Annotated in this window: 19 protein-coding genes; 8 read left to right on the forward strand and 11 right to left on the reverse strand. The window is 54.2% G+C overall.

The window, feature by feature from the left end:
• The 4 genes from MCP_RS09100 (at window position 1) to MCP_RS09115 (ending at window position 4,351) form a co-directional block, all read left to right on the forward strand.
• On the forward strand, window positions 1–834 hold the full coding sequence (locus MCP_RS09100) for a phosphoribosylformylglycinamidine synthase subunit PurQ (RefSeq protein WP_012900548.1): 834 nt from the start codon (window positions 1–3) through the stop codon (window positions 832–834).
• Between the two features lie 50 nt (window positions 835–884).
• Window positions 885–1,247, forward strand: coding sequence for a heavy metal-binding domain-containing protein (locus MCP_RS09105; RefSeq protein WP_173332319.1), 363 nt, complete (start codon window positions 885–887; stop codon window positions 1,245–1,247).
• A gap of 206 nt (window positions 1,248–1,453) precedes the next feature.
• Window positions 1,454–1,663 carry a hypothetical protein gene (locus MCP_RS15540; RefSeq protein ID WP_158301477.1) on the forward strand — a complete coding sequence of 70 codons (210 nt, stop codon included), beginning with the start codon at window positions 1,454–1,456 and terminating at the stop codon, window positions 1,661–1,663.
• A 111-nt stretch (window positions 1,664–1,774) separates the two neighbouring features.
• Window positions 1,775–4,351, forward strand: coding sequence for a cation-translocating P-type ATPase (locus MCP_RS09115; RefSeq protein ID WP_012900551.1), 2,577 nt, complete (start codon window positions 1,775–1,777; stop codon window positions 4,349–4,351).
• A gap of 29 nt (window positions 4,352–4,380) precedes the next feature.
• On the opposite strand, the gene MCP_RS09120 is transcribed toward MCP_RS09115, so the two are convergent.
• The 7 genes from MCP_RS09120 to MCP_RS09150 form a co-directional block, all read right to left on the reverse strand.
• On the reverse strand, window positions 4,381–4,830 hold the full coding sequence (locus tag MCP_RS09120; RefSeq protein WP_012900552.1) for a universal stress protein: 450 nt from the start codon (window positions 4,828–4,830) through the stop codon (window positions 4,381–4,383).
• Entirely contained in the window at window positions 4,820–5,761 is a 942-nt protein-coding gene (locus MCP_RS09125; protein WP_012900553.1) for a cation diffusion facilitator family transporter, read from the reverse strand. The genes MCP_RS09120 and MCP_RS09125 overlap by 11 nt, the downstream gene beginning before the upstream one ends.
• Window positions 5,762–5,827: 66 nt before the next feature.
• Complete coding sequence (locus MCP_RS09130) at window positions 5,828–7,045, reverse strand: Nramp family divalent metal transporter (protein ID WP_128567277.1); 1,218 nt, start codon at window positions 7,043–7,045, stop codon at window positions 5,828–5,830.
• 48 nt (window positions 7,046–7,093) lie between these two features.
• Entirely contained in the window at window positions 7,094–8,458 is a 1,365-nt protein-coding gene (locus MCP_RS09135) for a magnesium transporter (RefSeq protein WP_012900555.1), read from the reverse strand.
• Window positions 8,459–8,509: 51 nt separating this feature from the next.
• Window positions 8,510–9,511, reverse strand: coding sequence for an SWIM zinc finger family protein (locus tag MCP_RS09140; protein ID WP_012900556.1), 1,002 nt, complete (start codon window positions 9,509–9,511; stop codon window positions 8,510–8,512).
• Window positions 9,512–9,565: 54 nt separating this feature from the next.
• The gene (locus tag MCP_RS09145; protein ID WP_012900557.1) at window positions 9,566–9,784 is read right to left on the reverse strand and encodes a DUF2769 domain-containing protein; all 219 of its coding nucleotides are present in this window, start codon (window positions 9,782–9,784) and stop codon (window positions 9,566–9,568) included.
• Between the two features lie 50 nt (window positions 9,785–9,834).
• Window positions 9,835–10,845, reverse strand: a complete 1,011-nt coding sequence (locus tag MCP_RS09150) for a radical SAM protein (protein ID WP_128567132.1) — start codon at window positions 10,843–10,845, stop codon at window positions 9,835–9,837.
• A gap of 259 nt (window positions 10,846–11,104) precedes the next feature.
• On the opposite strand from MCP_RS09150, the gene MCP_RS09155 reads away from it, so the two are divergent.
• The gene (locus MCP_RS09155) at window positions 11,105–13,807 is read left to right on the forward strand and encodes a PAS domain S-box protein (RefSeq protein ID WP_012900559.1); all 2,703 of its coding nucleotides are present in this window, start codon (window positions 11,105–11,107) and stop codon (window positions 13,805–13,807) included.
• A gap of 57 nt (window positions 13,808–13,864) precedes the next feature.
• Here the strand turns inward: MCP_RS09155 and MCP_RS09160 are convergent, their stop codons facing one another.
• On the reverse strand, window positions 13,865–14,521 hold the full coding sequence (locus tag MCP_RS09160; RefSeq protein ID WP_012900560.1) for a DUF2284 domain-containing protein: 657 nt from the start codon (window positions 14,519–14,521) through the stop codon (window positions 13,865–13,867).
• Window positions 14,522–14,889: 368 nt separating this feature from the next.
• On the opposite strand from MCP_RS09160, the gene MCP_RS09165 reads away from it, so the two are divergent.
• Window positions 14,890–15,054 (forward strand): hypothetical protein, encoded by a 165-nt coding sequence (locus tag MCP_RS09165; protein ID WP_012900561.1) that lies wholly within the window; start codon window positions 14,890–14,892, stop codon window positions 15,052–15,054.
• Window positions 15,055–15,226: 172 nt separating this feature from the next.
• On the forward strand, window positions 15,227–16,492 hold the full coding sequence (locus MCP_RS09170; RefSeq protein ID WP_012900562.1) for an MDR family MFS transporter: 1,266 nt from the start codon (window positions 15,227–15,229) through the stop codon (window positions 16,490–16,492).
• Between the two features lie 63 nt (window positions 16,493–16,555).
• Here the strand turns inward: MCP_RS09170 and MCP_RS09175 are convergent, their stop codons facing one another.
• Entirely contained in the window at window positions 16,556–16,891 is a 336-nt protein-coding gene (locus tag MCP_RS09175) for a rhodanese-like domain-containing protein (RefSeq protein WP_012900563.1), read from the reverse strand.
• A gap of 217 nt (window positions 16,892–17,108) precedes the next feature.
• On the opposite strand from MCP_RS09175, the gene MCP_RS09180 reads away from it, so the two are divergent.
• Window positions 17,109–17,300, forward strand: coding sequence for a DUF2769 domain-containing protein (locus MCP_RS09180; protein ID WP_231845049.1), 192 nt, complete (start codon window positions 17,109–17,111; stop codon window positions 17,298–17,300).
• 9 nt (window positions 17,301–17,309) lie between these two features.
• Here the strand turns inward: MCP_RS09180 and MCP_RS09185 are convergent, their stop codons facing one another.
• Window positions 17,310–18,077, reverse strand: coding sequence for an SPL family radical SAM protein (locus MCP_RS09185; protein WP_231845205.1), 768 nt, complete (start codon window positions 18,075–18,077; stop codon window positions 17,310–17,312).
• Between the two features lie 40 nt (window positions 18,078–18,117).
• A complete protein-coding gene (locus tag MCP_RS09190) occupies window positions 18,118–19,404 on the reverse strand; it encodes an Nre family DNA repair protein (RefSeq protein WP_128860016.1) in 1,287 nt (428 codons plus the stop codon).
• Window positions 19,405–19,873 lie beyond the last annotated feature (469 nt).

Consider the following 19,873-nt stretch of genomic DNA (forward strand, 5'->3'; position numbering starts at 1 on the left):
ATGGCCGTGAAGTCTTTAGTATTAACCGGATATGGCATAAATTGTGAAATGGAGACGGCATACGCTAACAGGCTGGCCGGGGCCGATGCGACCATCGCCCACATCAACGACGTTATCGACGGCAAATATAAATTAGAAGATTACCAGATCTTGAATTTCCCGGGCGGTTTCTCTTATGGAGACGACCTGGGCAGCGGTAAGGCGTTCGCCAACAAGGTGCTGTACGCGAAGACGCCGAAGGGCCCCATCATGGACGACATCCGGAAGTTCATCGACGACGGCAAATTAATAATCGGCATCTGCAACGGCTTCCAGATCCTGGTGAAGATGGGCCTGCTGCCCGCGTTCGATAAGGACTACAGGGCCCAGACCACGACCGTCTTCTACAATGATAAGGGATTCAGGGACGCCTGGGTCAACCTGAAGGTCAACCCGGCGTCGCAGTGCATATTCACGAAGGGCATCGAAAAGATGTACCTGCCGATCAGGCACGGTGAGGGCAAGTTCATCCCGGGCGATAAGGCCATACTGGACCGCCTCTGGAAGAACGGCCACGTCGTCATGCAGTATGCGGACGAGAGCTACAAGCCCAGCATGGAGTTCCCGATGAACCCGAACGGTTCCGTGGACTCTATCGCCGGCATTTGCGATGAGACGGGGCGGGTCTTTGGATTAATGCCCCACCCTGAAGCTTTCAACCACATCGTCAACCACCCGCACTATACCCGGATGGCGGATGAATACCGGCGCAAGGGCAAGGTCATGCCGGAAGAGAGCGATGGTATTAAGGTGTGGAGGAACGCCGTGGCCTATGCGAAGGAAAAGCTAGCCTGAGACCGCAATTTCTATATTCTATATTTACCTTTTTCTCTTCAGTGTTTATCATGGCAGAGGAATTGATCATTGTAAGCACGCCTTACGTGCCCGGTTATAAGATAACGAAGACTATGGGCTTCACCTGGGGCCTTATCGTGAGGAGCCGCGGGCTGGGAGGCAATTTCATCGCCAGCCTGAGGACCATCTTCGGCGGCGAGATCCACGAGTACAGCGAGCTGCTTAACCAGTCCAGGCAGCAGGCGCTGGACCGCATGAAAGAGCATGCTAAGGCAATGGGCGCCAACGCCGTCATCAGTGTCGACTTCGACTCGTCCGAGCTCGGGCAGTCGATGACCGAGGTGCTGGCGTGCGGGACGGCCGTGTTCGTTGAGAAGGAGACGGCGCCGGCGAGCCCTGTAAGGCTATCTTGAGATATTATCATTTTTTTAAAAGAAAGTGTAACGGTTTTTTCCTTTATCGGGTTATCTTTGTAGTCATCGTCATGGCCGGGTATAGTGAAATATATAACAATTGACAAGTAACATAAAAGGTACGATAGATCAGGTGCAATACCATATGTCGATTTTTACGAAGATAAAGCGAATTCTGACCGACGATGACAGCCACGACAAACACTATGCCGAAGACAGCCAGCACAAGGATCAACACTCTGGGAGTGATCATCACCATGATGACCATCATGACCACAGCCATAGCGATCACAAAGACCATGACCATCATGACAACCACGGTGAACACCACCACCACGACCACGACCATGAGCACGATAAGAAATATAAGAAACACAAGGACGACAAGTGGGACTTTTTCGATTAAGTGTCTCTGACGCCATTTCCGTATTTAACGTACGGCCATCGGCATACTGCAAGCCTTGCGTGGAAAATCGGTAGCTAAGTAAAAATCTTTATATAAATCCTGCGAGAAAAATATCTATTCTATGGTTAAACTCGGCCACTACTCCGGCATTGAAAATATCAAGGGCCTCAGTAGCCAGGAGGCGGCCGAGAGGTTGAAGGCAGAAGGCTATAACGAGCTCCCTGCAGGTAAAAAACGGACATTCGTTGATACGGCCCTCGATGTTATAAAAGAGCCTATGTTCTTGTTGCTGATCGCTGCGGGCGCTATATATTTGCTCATCGGCGACTTCGAGGAAGCTCTGATGCTCCTTGGTTTTGTATTTGTCGTCGTAGGCATTACGATATACCAGGAAAGGAAGGTCGAGAGGGCCCTCGAAGCGTTAAAATCGTTGTCTAGCCCGCGGGCGCTCGTCATCAGGGACGGGGTCGCGAGCCGCATACCGGGGCGAGAAGTGACCCGCGGGGATGTCGTTATCCTCGCTGAGGGGGATCGCGTGCCCGCAGATGCTTTGGTATTATCCTGTAGTAATTTATTGATAGACGAATCGCTTCTCACCGGGGAATCGATGCCCGTGAGGAAAGGCCAGGCGGAAACCGATATTGCTATCGGGAGGCCCGGTGGCGATGACCTCCCCTTTGTATACTCGAGCACGCTGGTGGTCCAGGGGCACGGGGTTGCGGAAGTAAAGAGCACCGGGGTGCACACTGAGATCGGCAAGATCGGTAAAGCGTTACAGATCCTTGAGACGGAGAAGACGCAGCTCCAGATAGAGACGGAAAGGCTGGTTAAAGCGTTCGCGGCCATCGGGATGGCCGTGTGTGTCACGATCATCGTTATCTACGCCCTCACGCGGGGCAACTGGCTCAATGGTGTGCTTACCGGGCTTACGCTCGCCATGGCCTTAATACCCGAAGAGATCCCCGTCGTGCTGACGATCTTCCTGGCGCTGGGCGCCTGGCGCATGTCGAAACACCATGTGCTGACCCGGCAGCTCAAATCTATCCAGACTTTGGGCTCCACGACGGTGCTTTCCGTCGATAAGACCGGGACCCTGACCATGAATAAGATGGCCGTCAGGAAAATCTACGCGAACGGAAAATTTTTTACGGTCGACGAAACGACGGTGGTGCTGCCGGAGCCTTTCCATGGGCTCATGGAATTCTCGATACTGGCCAGCCAGCATGACCCATTCGACCCTATGGAGAAAGCAATTAAAAGTGCGGGCGAGAAATTACTCGGGGGTACGGAGCATTTACACGACAACTGGACGCTGGTACAGGAGTACGCCCTATCGAAAAAGCTCCTCGCCCTTTCCCACGTATGGGCTTCCCCCTCCGGCAGTGATCTTGTGATCGCCTCCAAGGGGGCGCCGGAAGCGGTCTTCGACCTCTGCCATCTGGGCGAGAGTGATATTGCCCTGTTAAGTTCCTGCGTCCAGGAAATGGCCGAAGACGGGTTAAGGGTCCTGGGCGTCGCGAGGGCGTATTTCCTGAAGCCCGATCTGCCAGCCGATCAACACGACTACGATTTCCAGTTCATCGGCCTTATCGGGTTCAGCGACCCCCTGCGTCCAATGGTAGCAGGTGCGGTCAAAGAGTGCTATGAGGCGGGCCTCCGGACCGTCATGATCACCGGTGACTATCCTGTAACAGCGCAAAATATTGCCCGTCAGGCCGGTATCAAGCCCTGTGATGAGGTCATCACCGGCCACGAGCTCGAGGCCATCAGCGACGATGAACTTAAGGACCGTATCAGGAACGTGAACGTGTTCGCCCGTGTTGCCCCGGAGCAGAAGCTCCGCATCGTGAACGCCCTCAAGAGAAACTGTGATATCGTAGTTATGACGGGGGATGGCGTAAACGATGCGCCAGCGCTGAAGAGCGCCCACATTGGTATAGCAATGGGTGGCCGAGGGACCGAAGTAGCCCGTGAGGCGGCGGCGTTCGTCCTGCTGGACGACGACTTCTCAACCATCGTTCAGGCAGTGAAAATGGGCCGCAGGATATTCGACAACCTGAAAAAGGCGATGGCCTACATCTTTGCCGTACACGTTCCCATCGCCGGTATGTCGCTGCTCCCCGTTCTCCTGGGCTGGCCGATCATGCTCTTCCCGGCACACATTGCCTTCCTGGAGCTCATAATTGACCCTGTTTGCTCTGTGGTATACGAGGCTGAGCCTGAAGAGAAGGACGTCATGAAAAGACCACCTAAGAAAATTAACGAGCCCGTCTTCGACGGGAGGACCATACTACTAAGTATTCTCCAGGGTTTCGTTGTTTTCATAGTTGTCCTGGCTGTTTACCGGTTCGCCCCGATGCTTGGCGAAAGCGAAGCCCAGGCCCGCGCGCTCGCCTTCACGACGCTGGTGCTCGCGAACCTCGGCCTGGTCTTCACTAATCGTTCATGGAGCCGGACCATCCCGGAAATGCTCACGACGCCGAACAATGCGCTATTATGGGTATCGGCCGCTGCCATTTTCTTCCTTGGACTATCGCTTTATGTCCCATTCCTCGCGTCGGCTTTCAAGTTTGGCCAGCTCCACTCTGTCGACCTGATCATCTGTTTAATGGCCAGTATCGTCAGCATCCTCTGGTTTGAAGTGCTGAAGATCATCAATAGAAGGTTCGGGAAGAATCCTTCGCCCTTAAAAGCCTAACCTTAAGCAAAGTCGGCAATATAAAAAAATTAAATTGAGCCTCGGACGACGAGGACCGGGCATGGCGCCTTTTTTACTATGGCTTCCGAAACGCTGCCCAGCAGCAAGTGCTCCAGGCCGGTCTTTCCAAGGTTGCCCACGACAATCATATCGACGCCTTCGGAGGATGCCAGCTTTATGATTTCCTCGGAGGGGTAGCCGCGGACCATCCTGGTAGATACACCTACTCCGGCCTCCCGGCACTTCGAGGAGACGTATGCCAGCGCTTTCTCTCCATCGGCCTTCAAGGCAGCATCGGCCCCTGTGTAACCTCCAATATCATCATGATGCCCAAGGGCATACATTTCAAGGCTCTTTAGGTTCACGACGTATAAGGCTATGACACTGGCCCCCAGCTTTTTCGCCATGCTGATGCCGTAGTCGACAGCCATCTGGCTATATTTCGAGCCATCCGTAGCGATCTGAATCTTATTGGACATTTGCATTCTCCCCATCGCATACTTTGCAATTAGCTCCCATTTCCTTACAGGGCTCTATGTGGATGATCACGCTCGCCCTGGGGAAGCGTTCCTTGATATCGCTCTCGATATGATCGGACAGTATATGAGCCTCCTCGACGCTCAACTTTTTATGTACGACCAGGTGCAGGTCTACGAAGCGGTCGGATCCCGACTTTCTGGTGCGCAACTCATGGAACTCGACGTAGGACGCCGAATGATCCGCTATGATCCGCTTGATCTCGTCCTCTTCCTCCGTCGGCAGCTTGATGTCCAGCAAATCCTTTACGGACTTAATGGTCAGATCGAAGGCCGCTTTCAATATGAATAGCGCGACAAGGATGGCGAGGATCGGGTCCAGGATGGCTATGCCCGTGAGCTTGATGGCCACCAGGCCTGCGAATATGCCCAGTGAGGTGAGCACATCCGTCCGGAGGTGCCACCCGTCGGCCTCGAGGGCGATACTGTCCGTCCTCTTCGCCGTCTGGAGCAGCTTCTGCGATACGAAATAGTTCGCCACGACCGAGATCAGCATGACAGCGATACCCAGGCTCACGTCCTCGATCTCGACGCCATGGACAAGCTTATTATAGGCTTCCCATATGATGAGGCCGGCGGCGACGAAGATCAGGACCGCCTCGACCGCACCCGATACGTTCTCGATCTTTCCGTGGCCGAAGGCGTGCTCGGCATCCGGAGGCCGGCTCGATTGCCGGACGGAGAAGTATGCGATGATGGCCGCGACCAGATCGATGCCAGAGTGAATGGCCTCGGAGATGACGCTCACCGAGCCGATCATGATACCGACTGCAAGCTTTAAGGCCACCAGCATGGCGTTCGAGATGATCGATAATCGTGCTATGCTCGTTTTTTCCTTGTTCAGCGCTTCGATGTTAACGTTGTTGTTTACCATATTTCAACCCGTGATTTATCGGTAGCCCTCCCGGTACGCGCTCAACATATATAGGGTTTTGTATTATTATTTGAAAAGCCCTGGGATGATGCTCGTCACGACCAATAGCACCGTGAGGATCGACATGATGATGGTCGTCCCCCAGGCCAGGACATTGAAGAGCTTGCTGTTCGTGTATTCTCCCATAAGCTTTTTATTATTGATGAGCAGGAGCATGAACACCAGCACGAACGGCAGCAGCATGCCGTTCAGCACCTGGGAGACGAGCATGATGCTGATGAGCGGCGCCCCCGGGATAAGGATAGCCAGCGCGCCCAGGACGATCAAAGACGTATAGAGCACATAGAACTGCGGTGCGTCGCTGAACTTTTTATCGATGCCCGATTCCCACCCGATGCCCTCGCAGACCGTATAAGCGGTGGCGAGAGGCAGGATGGAGGCGGCAAAAACGGACGCATTAAACAACCCGAAAGCGAAGAGCCACGAGGCGTATTTACCGGCAAGCGGCGCCAGCGCCCGGGCCGCGTCCGCGGCCGTCTCGATGGGAATGCCCTGCAGGTACATCGTGGCCGCACAGGTCATTATGATGAAGAAAGCCACGATCGAAGTAACAAAACAACCCATAATAACGTCGAGCCTGGTGAACTTATAATCGGAAAGCCTGACGCCTTTTTCCACGATAGCGGACTGGATGTAGAACTGCATCCAGGGGGCGATGGTCGTGCCCACGAGGCCAATGAGCATTAAAAGGTATGAGGGCTGGAAGCTGAATGACGGCACGACCGACTTCTCGATCACCTGCCCCCAGTTCGGGCCCGCCAGGAAGCCCGATATGACATAGGTCACGTAAAAGGTGCTCGCTATCATGAATATTTTTTCGACGAAGCTGTAGGTGCCCTTTACCACGAGTACCCAGACGAGGGCCGCGGCTATAGGCACGGAAATGTACTTAGAGACGCCGAATATCTCGAGGCTGGCCGCCACCCCGGCAAACTCGGCCATGGTGTTGCCCAGGTTCGCCAGCACCAGCACGATAATAAGCAGAACGGTAATGCGGACGCCGAAATTCTCCCGTATCAAATCCGATAATCCCTTGCCCGTGACCACGCCCATACGGGCGCACATCTCCTGGACCACGATGAGGGCCACAGTGATCGGCACCAGCGTCCAGAGAAGCATATAGCCAAAACGGGCGCCTGCAAGGGAATAAGTCGTGATGCCGCCGGCATCGTTATCGACGCTCGCCGTAATGATGCCAGGACCAATAACGGCTAAAAAGAGCATGATATTTTTCAGGCTAATTCCGCCGCTCTTAAGCTCCGGCACGACGGCTCACATCCTGTGTACCCGGCGGGTAATATGGTAATTTGCGGGCAGGCGGCTCTTGATGTCCTCGGGCAGCATGTACTCGAGGGCGTCGTCGAAGGTCACGATGCCGAGCATCACGTTGTCGTTGCCGACCACCGGGAGCGCCAGCAGGTCGTAGCGGGACATGACGTTAGCGACCTCCTCCCGGGAAGACGTAGGGAGGACCGTGATGACCTCGGCGAGCATGATGTCTTTTACCAGCTGCTGAGGGTCGGCAAGCAGTAAGTCCCTTAAAGAGAAGACGCCCAGCAAGCGCTCTTTCTCGTCGAGGACATACAGGTAGTATATCATGTCGATGTCCCGGCCTTCCGCCCGAAGCTTCGCAAAAGCGTCCGAAACCTTCTGGTCACGATGAATATGGATGAATTCGGTGTTCATCATGCCGCCTGCCGAGTTCTCCCGATACTTCATAAGGTCGCGGATATCGCTGGCATGCTCTTTACTGACGGTGCATAACTGCCTGAGGACCTCGGTCGCGCGGTCTTTGGGCATCGTGATAAGAATGTCAGCGGCATCGTCCGGGTTCATGTTATCCATGATCTCGGCCACTTCCTTCTCCGACATCTGGCGCAGCATGATCGTACGGATGTCGGGCTCGACCATCTCCAGCGTTTCGGCGGCCGTCTCCTCGTCCAGGGACTGCAGGATCGTGAACCGGCCCTTGTTGTCCAGTTCTTCGATGATGTCCGCGATGTCGGCCGGATGCAGGTCGTTCACGTTCTTCCTCGGTATCCGGAGGTGGACCTTCCGGAGCGCCGGGTTCAGCGGGTCGATGTATGACCAGGAGATGATATGCTCTGGAAATTTTAAAATATTTAAGCGCCGGGGCACCCACGTGAGGCCCAGGCGGCGCATGATGCCGTTGAAGCCCACGTCCACGCCCACAAGGCAGAGCGAGCTCTTGATCCATGCCAGCAGCACGTCGTTCACCCGCACGACCTTCAGGTCGTCGATATCAACGATCTGTTTGTCGAGGATCGTATCCGTGATGAGCATCTCGTTCTCCGAGAGCCTTCCGGGCGGTATGTCTTCCCTGGCGACCTTGAGCTTGATCTCGCCATCAATAGAGCTGACATTGGCCATGCCCACGATGACGTCATGGCCCAGCACCTCGCTCAAGAGGCCTTCCCCGTAGACGACACCGGAGACTTCCAGTAATGACTCTCCGGGCTTGATGCTGAAGTCCTTTAGCCTGCCCAGTATATGGCCGTCCTTATCGACCACATTCCTTCCAAGGAACAGGCTAAAGAATGTGGCGCGGCCGCTCTTCAGCAGCCCGGATAATTCCTGCCTGGTGCCATCGTTCCTGGCGCCCTTCGCCTCGCTCATCGTAGTTGATTTTTCAAAGAATGAAAATAAATAGGGTACTGCTAATTAATGCTAAATATGCCCCTTGATGTCCGCACGAAGCCCCTCGAGCCGCTCCAGCCGCTCTTCCACGTATTCGTACTCCTCCGAGTACTTAGGGCCCATGGTGATGAAGCTCTTCTTGTAGTCGGCCAGCCGTAATTCCACGGAGTTGACCATGAACTTTTGTTCCTTGAGGCGCTCGGTCTCTTTCCTTATGAAGTTCCGCAGCACTCGCTCAAGCCCCCACTCGGCCAGCATGTACCATTCCAGGGCCTGGTTCATGAACCGGCGACGCTCGCCTTCCATGCGGTAATTTGGTATGATGTCGCCGTACAGGTCCATGACCGCGGCGAAGAAGTTGCGCATGAGGCCGTCAGTATCGTCTAAATTCGTATAGTTATCGATGATGGCCTCGATTACCGGGCGCAGCACGACCATGGCCGTCCCGATATCGCCTTCCTGGTATATGTCCGAGGCGTACTCCCTGAATATATCGAGCTTCTTCACGATCTCCCGGACGTTGAGGTAATCGACGAACTCCTCCGAAAAAATGTTCTTCATTTCCCGCTCCACGAAGCCCGGCAGCTCGGGCCGGGGCAGCAGGCGCAGGTTAATGACATAAACGACGTCCGGGTCATACTTGATCATGTCGATGATGGTCTCGACCAGCGGGCCCTTATCCATCTTTTTTAACAAGTCCTCCGACTGCCCGAGGTCCTTGAACATGCCCGGCTTCTTGAGCCAGCCGTACAGCACGGCGGCGATGTGCTTGCAGTAGCCTAAAGCATAGGGGCAGGTACAGGAGGCCACCATATTGCCGCCACGCAGGTCGACGCGTATATAATAATTCTCGGGGAGCGTGCCCTGGCACTCGGCCATGATGCTGTCCCGGTAGACGAAAGGCCGCAGTATCCGGCCCTGCTCAAAATACTTGATGCCCCGCTCCATTATCCGGTCCTCAAAGAGCTCGCTGACCTGCTCGTCGGTCAGGCTTTTGAGGTCCCTCAGGGCGGGCGGAGCACTCGCTGGCATGATTGAGAGTATTAGCCGGGAAAATATAACGTTAAGCAGAAAAATATATTGTTTTTACTTCGCCTGCCCGTAGACGCAATAATACATTTCTTTGAGCTTGTATTTTTTATATACCGGACAGCCGGCCGGGCAGATACAGCCCTCCATGTTCACCTTCAGCGGGCTCTTACCGTGGCCGCAGTACTGCTTCTTATCGCCCTGGCCGGGGTAGCTCGGGCAGCCGTCGCAGATGCATTCGCTCGTGTTCTCGTCATTTACGGGTGGTGTCGTCATAGGCTATCAATAATAAATCGCTTTTTTATTATAAAAATGTGCTTTCGCTTTTAGACAAGGTTCGTGAGCCCCGCCTCTTTTGCTATCTCCCGGGCCCGGGTTATTTCGGCGCCAGTGAGCATGCGGTCGATCTCCGGGAAAGTGTGAGCCCGGTACTCGGGGAAATACTGGAACATCATGTTAAACCGCACGTCTTTTTCTAAATTTTTTGCGCACCATTCCACGATGGGCTTCGTGCAGCACTCCACATGGCCGGGAAGCACGAGCTGCCGGACCAGGACGTCGGCCTGGGCTTTAGCTGCCAGGAAGGCCCTCGTGGTGACGGCCCAGTAGTTGGCGCCGCTCGAATACCGGGAAGCGTGCTCATCGTTGCCGTATCTAAAATCGCCCAGGTATACGTCCACCACACCCTCCAGCAGCCGCATGGACTCAGGCGTCATGTACATGTTCGAGTTCCAGACGACCGGAATATTGGAGGTCAGGTAATTGACGATCTGGAGTATGGTATGCAGGTGAGGGGTCGGGTCGCCGCCCACCAGGTTCACGTTCTTGCTGCCCTCCTTATGGCGTATTTCGATGACCTCGGCGAGCTCCCGGGGATCGACCAGATGGCCCCTGATCTCTGTGGCGATGGTCCAGTTCTGGCAGTAGGCGCAGGCGAAGGTGCAGCCCTCGAAAAAGATGGTGTGCGAGGGGATCAGCTCGGGCTCTTCGCCCCGGTGTAAGAATTCTGAATAGTAATGGGAGGTGGCGTCGACGCCGCAGGCTCCAGGGCGCTTATACCGGTTCGCGCCGCACCGGATCTCACAGAAGTAGCAGTGCTCCATGATGCGGGCGGCCAGCTCGGCTTTTACGTCAAGCAGTGAGGGCTTTTTTCCCGTAGGGAGCGTATTATTTTTATCATATTGCTCGTTTAGCTTACGATAATCGGCCATTCGCTCATCGTGCAACTCCCATAACGCCCTGGCCCCGAGCGAGCTGTAATCAGAAGGCACCGCTATGCTCTTGAGCAGGATATGCCTCGACGGCGCCCCTTTTAATATTTGCCTGTAACGCTCCATCTCTTTACAATAATATGAAAACAATCAAATCATATACTTTTGGCGTTGGCTTCACGCACGGCCTTTTGATGGGGGCCCATCGCGCCGGGCGAAGCAACTATCCGGGTTTTGATGAGTTGACCGGCCGAACATTAAGGGAGAATTACGCTAATATAAATATAAAATTATGCAAGCTATGGCCTCGCTTTGGATAGCCCTGAAAATTTTTATATTTACACATCCCAGAATACTAATAAGAAGTTTTTTGGTCAGGAAGGGCATGCCGGGAAAAAAAGAGAAAGCTCCATCGAAGCGATCGAAAAAAAATGAGGGCATTAAGTTACCGGATGCTGATGCCAAAGAGCGTAAGCAGGACGAGGAAAAGCAATTTTTCAACGAGTATTTGGTAGATCAACTCAGGGATATGGCTTTTTGGACGTGGGCCGATGGGCGCATTTTTTTCGTGAACGAGGAGGCCTGTCGATCCCTGGGGTATACCAGGTGTGAGCTATTATCGATGAATATACCGGATATTGACGTGGATTTTACGGCGGAAAAACTATCTGAGTTCATAGAAAGGAATAAACATTTAGGCAAAATATTAGTGGAGTCGAGGTTTAAAACAAAGGACGGCAAGGTTTTTCCCGTAGAAATAAGCTCCAATTATTTCCACGCTGATGGTAAGGAGTATATGGTTTCCCTGTGTCGGGATATCAGCGAGCGTAAGAAGACTGATGAGGCCCTGCGGGAGAGCGAGCGCCGCTTGAAACGGACCGAGCGCATATTATACCGGTCCCAGGAGGCAGGGAAGGTCGGGAGCTGGCACCTCGACCTCCGGAATAACGATCTGTGGTGGTCTCCGGAAACGTACCGGATTTTCGGGCTTCCCCCGAACACGGGGCTCTCTTATGAGGACTTCCTGGCGATCGTGTACGAAGAGGATAGGGCCGGAGTGGACCGTGCATGGAAGGAGGCCCTTGCCGGTAAGCCATACGAGATCGAGCACCGGGTCTTCGCCAACGGCCAGGTTAAATGGGTGTACGAGAAAGCGATCATCGACTTCGACGCGCATGGCACCCCCATGTTCGGGATTGGAACTGTTGTGGATATCACCGAGCGCAAGCGGGCCGAGAATGCGATCGTTCAATCGAAAATAATACTACAGCTAGTCATGGATAACGTTCCCCAGGCGATCTTCTGGAAGGATCGGAATTCAACCTACCTGGGATGTAACAAGATCTTTGCCAGGGCAGCGGGCCTGAAAACTCCGGAGGACATACGGGGGAAGACGGACTACGACCTCCCCTGGTCCCGGGAGCAAGCCGACTCCTTCCGTGAGCACGACTTCAGGGTGATGGAGAGCGATACGCCGGAGTATCATATCATTGAGCAACAGCGGGAAGCCAGTGGAAGGGTCGCCTGGCTCGAGACCAGCAAGGTCCCCCTGCACGATCTCGAAGGCAATGTGACGGGCATCCTCTGCACATACGAGGATATCACCGAGCGCAAGCTGGCTGAAGAAGCCGTCAGGCTGGCAAGTGCGTATAACCGCAGCCTCATCGAAGCAAGCCTGGACCCGCTCGTGACCATCTCCCCGGCCGGGGTGATCACTGACGTGAACAAGGCCACAGAGATGGTAACCGGCTTCGCGAGGGAGGAGCTGATAAACACCGATTTTTGCGATTATTTCACCGAGCCGGATAGGGCGAAAGAGGGATACCGGACTGCGTTCGAACGGGGGTCGGTCACGGATTATGCGCTGGAGATATGGCATAAGGACGGGCATATTACTCCCGTCATATACAATGCTTCGGTCTATCGGGATGATACCGGCGAGGTCATCGGTGTCTTCGCGGCCGCCCGGGATATCACGGAGCGCAGACAGGCCGAAGAAGCCTTGAAGAAGAGCGAAGCCAATCTCGAGCGGGCTCAAAGGATCGCTGCACTGGGGAACTGGGAATGGGACCTGAAGACAGACCAGCTCTCCGGCTCCCGGGAATATTTCCGTATGTTCGGCCTCGACCATCAGGAGGCGGTCCCCTTTGAAAAATTTGCCCGCATGCTCCACCCGGATGACCGCAAGTGGGTGAACGAGGCCATAAAAGACATCCGTTATGATAATCTTCCACGTGACTACGAGTTCAGGATACTACTCCCGGATGGGAAGGAAAGGTACATACACTCCATCGTGGAGGTCATTTTAGACGAGAACGGCAGGCCCATAAAGGTCTTCGGCACGATGCAGGATATTTCGGAGAGAAAGCGGGCCCAGAATGCATTGCAGGATGCCAAAGACCAGGTTGAACTGTACGTAGACTTGATGGGCCATGACATCAACAACATGAACCAGATCAGCCTGGGGTTCCTGGAACTAGCCCACAATATCATCGAGATGGAGGGCAAGCTCGGCGAGGACAACATCGTTTTACTGGACAGGGCGATGGATTCGCTGAATAACAGCTCGCAGCTCATCGATAGCGTGCGGAAGCTCCAGCGGGAGAAGATGGGGCTGTATGAGCCCGAGGTGCTCAGCGTCGGCAGCATCATCGAGGACACCATAAAACAGTTTAAACGCATCCCGGGCCGGGACGTCAAGATCACTTGCAATGCCCCCGGCGATTACCGCGTCCGGGCCAATGTCCTGTTGAAGGACGTGTTCACCAACCTCGTGGGCAACGCGGTGAAGCACTCTAAGGGCGCTCTCGTGGTCAACATCGGGGTGAGCCGGGTCATCGATAACGGTAAAATATATTGCCGCATCGACGTGGAGGACGATGGCCCCGGCATCCCTGACACTCTTAAGAGCACCTTGTTCGACCGGCTAAGCCTTACGACGACGAGGGCGAAGGGTAAAGGCTTCGGCCTATGCTTGATCAAGATGCTCGTAGATGACTACCGGGGAAAATTCTGGGTCGAGGACCGCGTGGCGGGCGACTATACCCGCGGAGCCAGGTTTGTGGTCATGCTTCCTGCCGTCGAGTGATCATCTTAAAAAGGTAAAGCTCTCTCAATATTACCTGGCCTATCATGCTTATCTGATTTATCGTATGAGCAGTAGCCCGTAGGAGTCGAAGCGCGAGTGCATGAACTTCCCGTACTCGTTCTTCCTGCAAGGGATGACCTCTATGGGAAGGCCCTGCCCCCTTACCGTAGTGAACACGTCGATGCCCACGGCCTCCATGGAGGTGCGCACCTTCTCTGCATGCCTGCACTCCCTCTTCATACTCACGTCAACGACGCCTTTAGCCTGCTCGGCCACGCACTCCTCACAGAAGTAGCACGGGTATGCGCCGAACGCCAGTGCCTTATAGTACCCCGAATAAAAGGCGTGCTGCTCCAGCTCATAAACGGTATTGTGTATCCACAATATCAGCCCCGAGAGGAAGGCATGCCAGTTCGCGGGCACCCTGTCCGGGTCAAGCTCCGTCATTCCGGGAATGCCCTTGAAGTGGACCAAATAGGCTTTTTGATATTCTTTCAGCAGTTTCCTGGTGTCCTCTGGCCCCGGAACATAAGGCGGACAGCTCAAATGCTTACCATAGCCCTTACAGCCGAACATGCACTTCCAGCGCACCCACTCGCTCACCACTATGTCGTCCGGCGATACCGGGTATATTTCCACCTTGTTTTTCTTCGCCAGTTCCTTGAGCTCTTTTTCTAGCTTTCCATAATCCTTTTCCACATGATGCAGGGCCATAACACAAAATATATTTTATAAGGGCTTATAATATTTGCCCAGGGGGCATGTCTATAAATGCCGGGCCGTTCCGGAGCAGACAATTCGTAACTACTATACCTCGGAGAACGAGGGAAAGAAGCCGTAAAGCGTTCGAAACCGGTAAAAAGGCCACAAATCCACAAGAAATTAATTTCTATCTAATTTTATGCCATATTAAAGTGATATAACATTAAAACGTCGATTATTCATCATTTTAAAGATAAATTCTAATTACAAGAGCCTCGATGCCCTGCTGGCATTCTTCGACGTAATAGGGGGCTATGATACGATTTTCGCAGGATAAGGCTATTAACATAGGATTTAAAGTCTGTTTTGGTGATTAACCTATGGCAAGGAGAGAAGAACGTGGAGACATGACTGTCAGAGAGGCGGGCAGGAAAGGCGGAGAGACCACGAAGAGGACCCATGGCCACGACTTTTACGTTCAGATCGGCCACAAGGGTGGGCAAAAGGTAAGGGACCTGATCAACAGGGCGAAGAGGTCCGAGTAAGCAGGCTTACCGAGTAAGCAGGCTTAATTAAAGGCCTTTTATCGGGCGGTCCTCGCGGGCCGCCGAGATCTTTTATAATGTTAAGCTATTACTTTTAAACTACACATCAGGTAATTATATATAACCAAAGCTCCTTTTCAAGTAAGCCCTAAATGGCAAGGCGGCCGTAAAAATGCTTAAAGGATTTAAGGAATTGATCTCGCGATTCGACAGGCAGGTATGGGGCCTCGTCGGCGCGGCCATCATAGCGGTAATGGGCAGCTCGCTAGTGATGACCTTCATGTCCATCTACATGTATGAGACCCTTGGCATGTCCATGACCCAGGTAGGCATCGCCGACTTCATTACGGCGATCGCCGGGGCAGGGGCCGCGTATATAGGCGGGGCCGCCTGCGACGCCTATGGCCGAAAAAAGCTTTTAATAGCCGGCCTTTCTCTCCAGATCGTCTCGTATCTCCTGATCAGCCTGGCCATCGACACGAACGCTGCCATTCCGCTCTTCATTCTTGCCCTTGCGTTCAACTCGTTCAACGGGGGCCTGTACAGGGCCATACCGGACGTCATGGTAGCCGACGTCGTGGAGCCCAGCCAGCGGGTAGAGGCCTATGGCTTATTGCGTATCGGGTCGAACCTGGGATGGGTGGTCGGGCCCGTACTGGGCGGAGCATTCATCATGTTCACGTCCTACGGGAACCTTTTCCTGATCACGGCGCTGACCACGTTCACGTATTTGTTGATCGCGATATTCCTGCTCAGGGACACGAAGCCGAAGACAAGGTCGGAGCACTTATCGCTGAAGGACGTTATCGTAGTCGCGAGCGACCGGCCGTTCCTGGCGTTCTGCCTCATCATGCTCTTCATGACCATCCCGTACCAGCAGATGTACACGCTGTTCTCGGTCTATGCGTCGTCATACGTGGGCCTGAACGAGTTCTGGATCGGCGTGCTGTTCGCCCTCAGCGGCCTGATGGTGGCGCTTTTCCAGTACCCCCTGTCGGTCCGGGTCGGCCAGCACCGGATGACCTCGATGCTGGCGCTGGCCGCGGTCATATTCGCCTTCGGCTTTGGCCTGCTGTCGATCTCGACGGCATTCTTCGTGCCGTTCATCTGCATGGCCATCATCACATTAGCCGAGATGATCTGGGCACCCTCGAGCTCTACATTGCAGGCGAACCTATCGCCGGAGGCCATGCGGGGCCGGTATTTCGGCTTCAGCGGGCTTACGGGGAACATCGGCTGGGCCGTGGGGCCGCTCTTCGGGGGCGTACTGAAGGACTCGATGAATAACAACGTCCCCTCCATGTGGACCGTCATCGGCGCGATGTTCATCATTTGTGCGGTCGCGATCCTGGGCCTGAAGCGCCTGGTCCCTGATAGTGCCAACTCATCAGCTAATTCGGTAAAAGAAAAGGAGATGGAAGCGCCTTTGAAGGCTTAGGCGCTTCAGGATATTTTTTAGCCCTGTGAGGCGTCCCTCTGCCAGGAGACCTGTACGTCCGGGTCAGCTGCTCTCCGTCGGGTAGCGCTTCTCGGACCATTCCTGTATGCCGCCCTTATAGTCCAGCACGTCCTTGAAGCCCAGGCTCATGAACTCTTTGGCCGCCATCGTGCTGGCGGGGCACTGGAAGCCGCCGCAATACGTTATGATCTCCTCGTCCTTGTCAAGCCGTCCCGCATAGTCTCGTATCTCCTCGACCGGGATGGATAAGGCGCCCGGTAAATGGCTTTTATCGTAGTCCTCCCCCGAGCGGGCATCGACCAGCACGAACCGTTCGTTATTCTTGAACTTTTGAAGCAGCTCGTCGAAGCTTATTGTCCGGACTTTTTGCTCATACATGGCATATCTCCCGCGATAACTCGACCTCGACGTTAAAATATTCTTCACCGGTAAAAAACAGGCTGCGCGAAAAAGGCCTTACGGGGCTTATGTAACATTTTTTCTACCGTTGTAGCTAAGACTCGACTTTATATATATTAAATAATTAATAATATGCTGTAAATGGTCGGGTGTTAAGATGTTCGTTGAAAACAGCCCAGAGAATAAAAGCATATGCATGCAATATTGTGGCACCTGCCCCAGCTATATAGACTGTGGCAGTAAGCTGCTCTTCTGCTCTCGCGGTAATCTTAATGGTAAGATCGAGATGAAGGGCTGTAAATGCGGCATGTGCCCGGTCTCCATTCAGCACAGGCTCGACGGAGGCTATTATTGTATCCACGGGAATCTGGACACTTTAGTCGATTGATCCTTCTTTTTAATAGTTTAATTCGCAGGGCAGCTTTAGCTCAAGGCATATTCGGGCGGCATCGGACCTCAGGGCCTCGAAGGTGCCATCATTCTTGAACAGCGCCCGCTTACAGGCCTCGGCGATGTCCGGCGCTTTTTCCATCAATATAGGCTCCATCCGTCCCCACAGCCCGGGCTTGAGCCTGAGGCGATCGAGCATGACGTGTGAAGCGCCTGCCTCCTGCACTCTGGCCAGGAGCTCTTCCAGGCGCTCTTTATCGATTATTCCGGGTACCATGGGCCCTACGAATGCCCACGTCGCTATACCGTTATCCGAAAGCGTTTTCAGGGCGTCGAGACGTGCGGCCGGCTTCGATGCGCCGGGCTCCATGATGCCGCTCATGCGCTCGTCCAGCGTCGTGACCGTAAAACCGACCTCCTTATCCTTAAATTCCCGCAGCAGGTCGATATCTCTTACCACGAGCGCAGACTTCGTCTGAACACAGATCGGAAGATCCTTCGCCAGCAGCACTTTAAGGCAGCTCCGGGTCAGCCGGTACTTTTCCTCAACAGGCTGATACGGGTCCGTGACCGTGCTAATGCCTACGACGCCCCGCTTTTTCGTCCTGACCTCTTTTTCAAGGACTCGAGGGATATCAGCCTTCACGTTAACGAAAGAGCCCCATGCATCGGGGCCTGCATATCTTAGCGTAGAAGGCGCATAACAATAGATACAGGCGTGGCCGCAGCCCATGTACGGGTTCAGCGTGTAGTCTAATCCTGGCAACCCCGACATGCTCAACGCAGATTTACAGCTTATTTCCCTGCATATCATATTAGAAATCCGTCAGCCTCTTCTGGAAACGGCTGTCCTTCAATACGAAGCTGTTCAGCGTCCAGCGCTTTATCGGTATGTCGAAGCGGCCCTGGATGTGCGTGAGCGCGGCCTCGAGCGAGTTAAAGGAGTTATACGCCCCCCGCAGGGCATTACGGACGTTCTCGCGCACGTTCCACACGCCCACGGGCATGATGTAGCCGGAATGAGCCTCCCTCAGGATAACCACCTTGGCCTGCCGCTTCTCTTTTAATAAGTATTCTGAAGTCGCCAGACGGGCCGCATAGTAGCAGCCCCCGATCTTCGCGTACGTAGTGCGGCCGCCGCTCAGCTCGTGGTCCGAAATGACCATGATGTCCCGCCCGGCAGGATTCCAGATGGTATCCGGGTACCACGCCTCCACGAGCTCATAGCTCCAGGGCTCGGGCGCCATCAGGACGATAAAGCGGTTATCCAGCTGCCAGCTCTCGAACACCCGGTATTCGTTGATGAGCGGCAGGCGCTTGACCTCCTCTACCAGCGTCTCGCCGATGATGCTGTCCACTGCCGTGATGCTCTGCCTCGTGGGCACGAGCCGGCGGGTCTTTTTGGCGCCGAAGGCGCCCATGCTGAACGCCCGCTGGATGCGGGTGACGAGCGTACTGTCGTGATAAAGTCCTAGAACAGCGTCCCTGGCCATCAGGTCCTTATCATAAAAAGCCTTCTCTATCCGGTCGTCGAGCCTGAAGTTGCCGACCTCCATCTTTTTAAGCGGCGCTGAAGGGCCGAAGGGCTGCACTTCGTCGTCGAGCTCGATGCGCCCCGAGGGCTTCCTCAGGAACTCGGCACTCGTATCGATGGGCTTATCCGCCATCGAAAGGAGCTGCAGGTCAGTGACCAGCTTTTCGGACTTCTCCGGCTTCTTCACATTGACAGTGGACAATCCCCGGACAAGAGCGCTCCTCATCCCCACGATATCGTCGATGGTCTTGCCTATCCACATCTCGGGGGTGTCAAGCTCGGCCGTATCGCCCACGATGGGAGGCAGCAGCGGACCCACAGACACCGCCGGATACCCGTAACGTCCCACGAACACGCCCGGGGCCGAGCCGAAAATCGACGTACTATCGATGGACCGCTTCTGCCTGACGGCCGCATAGTATTTCACCAGCAGCGGGCACCTCGTCTTGGCGCAGAGCATCTTCGTGCCCTTGCATTCTACGCATAGCGAGCGCTCCCGTTCTCCTAAAAAGCCTCCGCTGGCCTTTTCATTAAAGAGCGCCGGGGATGGCATTAGCGTGCTTTCCATGGATGTTCGATAATATGGCCGTCCTCGATATAAAGGAATTTAAAGGGGTCTGAAAGTAATATTTTATAGAGTGATAAAAAATGGTTCTTGTGCGTTTTTGGGATGATATATTGCTTTGGCGGATGCCTTCGCTCGTTTTTATGTTATGCCGTCGTTGAGTGGTCCAACCACAGGGGCACGGAGAGCGCTGAGTTTCACGGAGTTTTCTTATAAAGGGAGGCTCGGAGGGCACAGGGGACGGGTTTATAACATTCCCGGGGCACGGAGTATAACGAGGCACTGGCGAGGATAAACCGCTTAATTGTTTATTGGTCAACCGAGCCTCAATAAACTCTGTGCCCCAGGCAAACTAATAAACCGGCCTCTGAGCTCTCTGAGTCTCAAATTATTAAAAAATAACTCTGTGAAACTCCCGTGCGCTCCGTGCCCCTGTGGTTGGACCACTCAACGACGGCATAACTAGAAAAGG

The sequence above is a fragment of the Methanocella paludicola SANAE genome (assembly GCF_000011005.1).
Lineage (GTDB): Archaea > Halobacteriota > Methanocellia > Methanocellales > Methanocellaceae > Methanocella > Methanocella paludicola.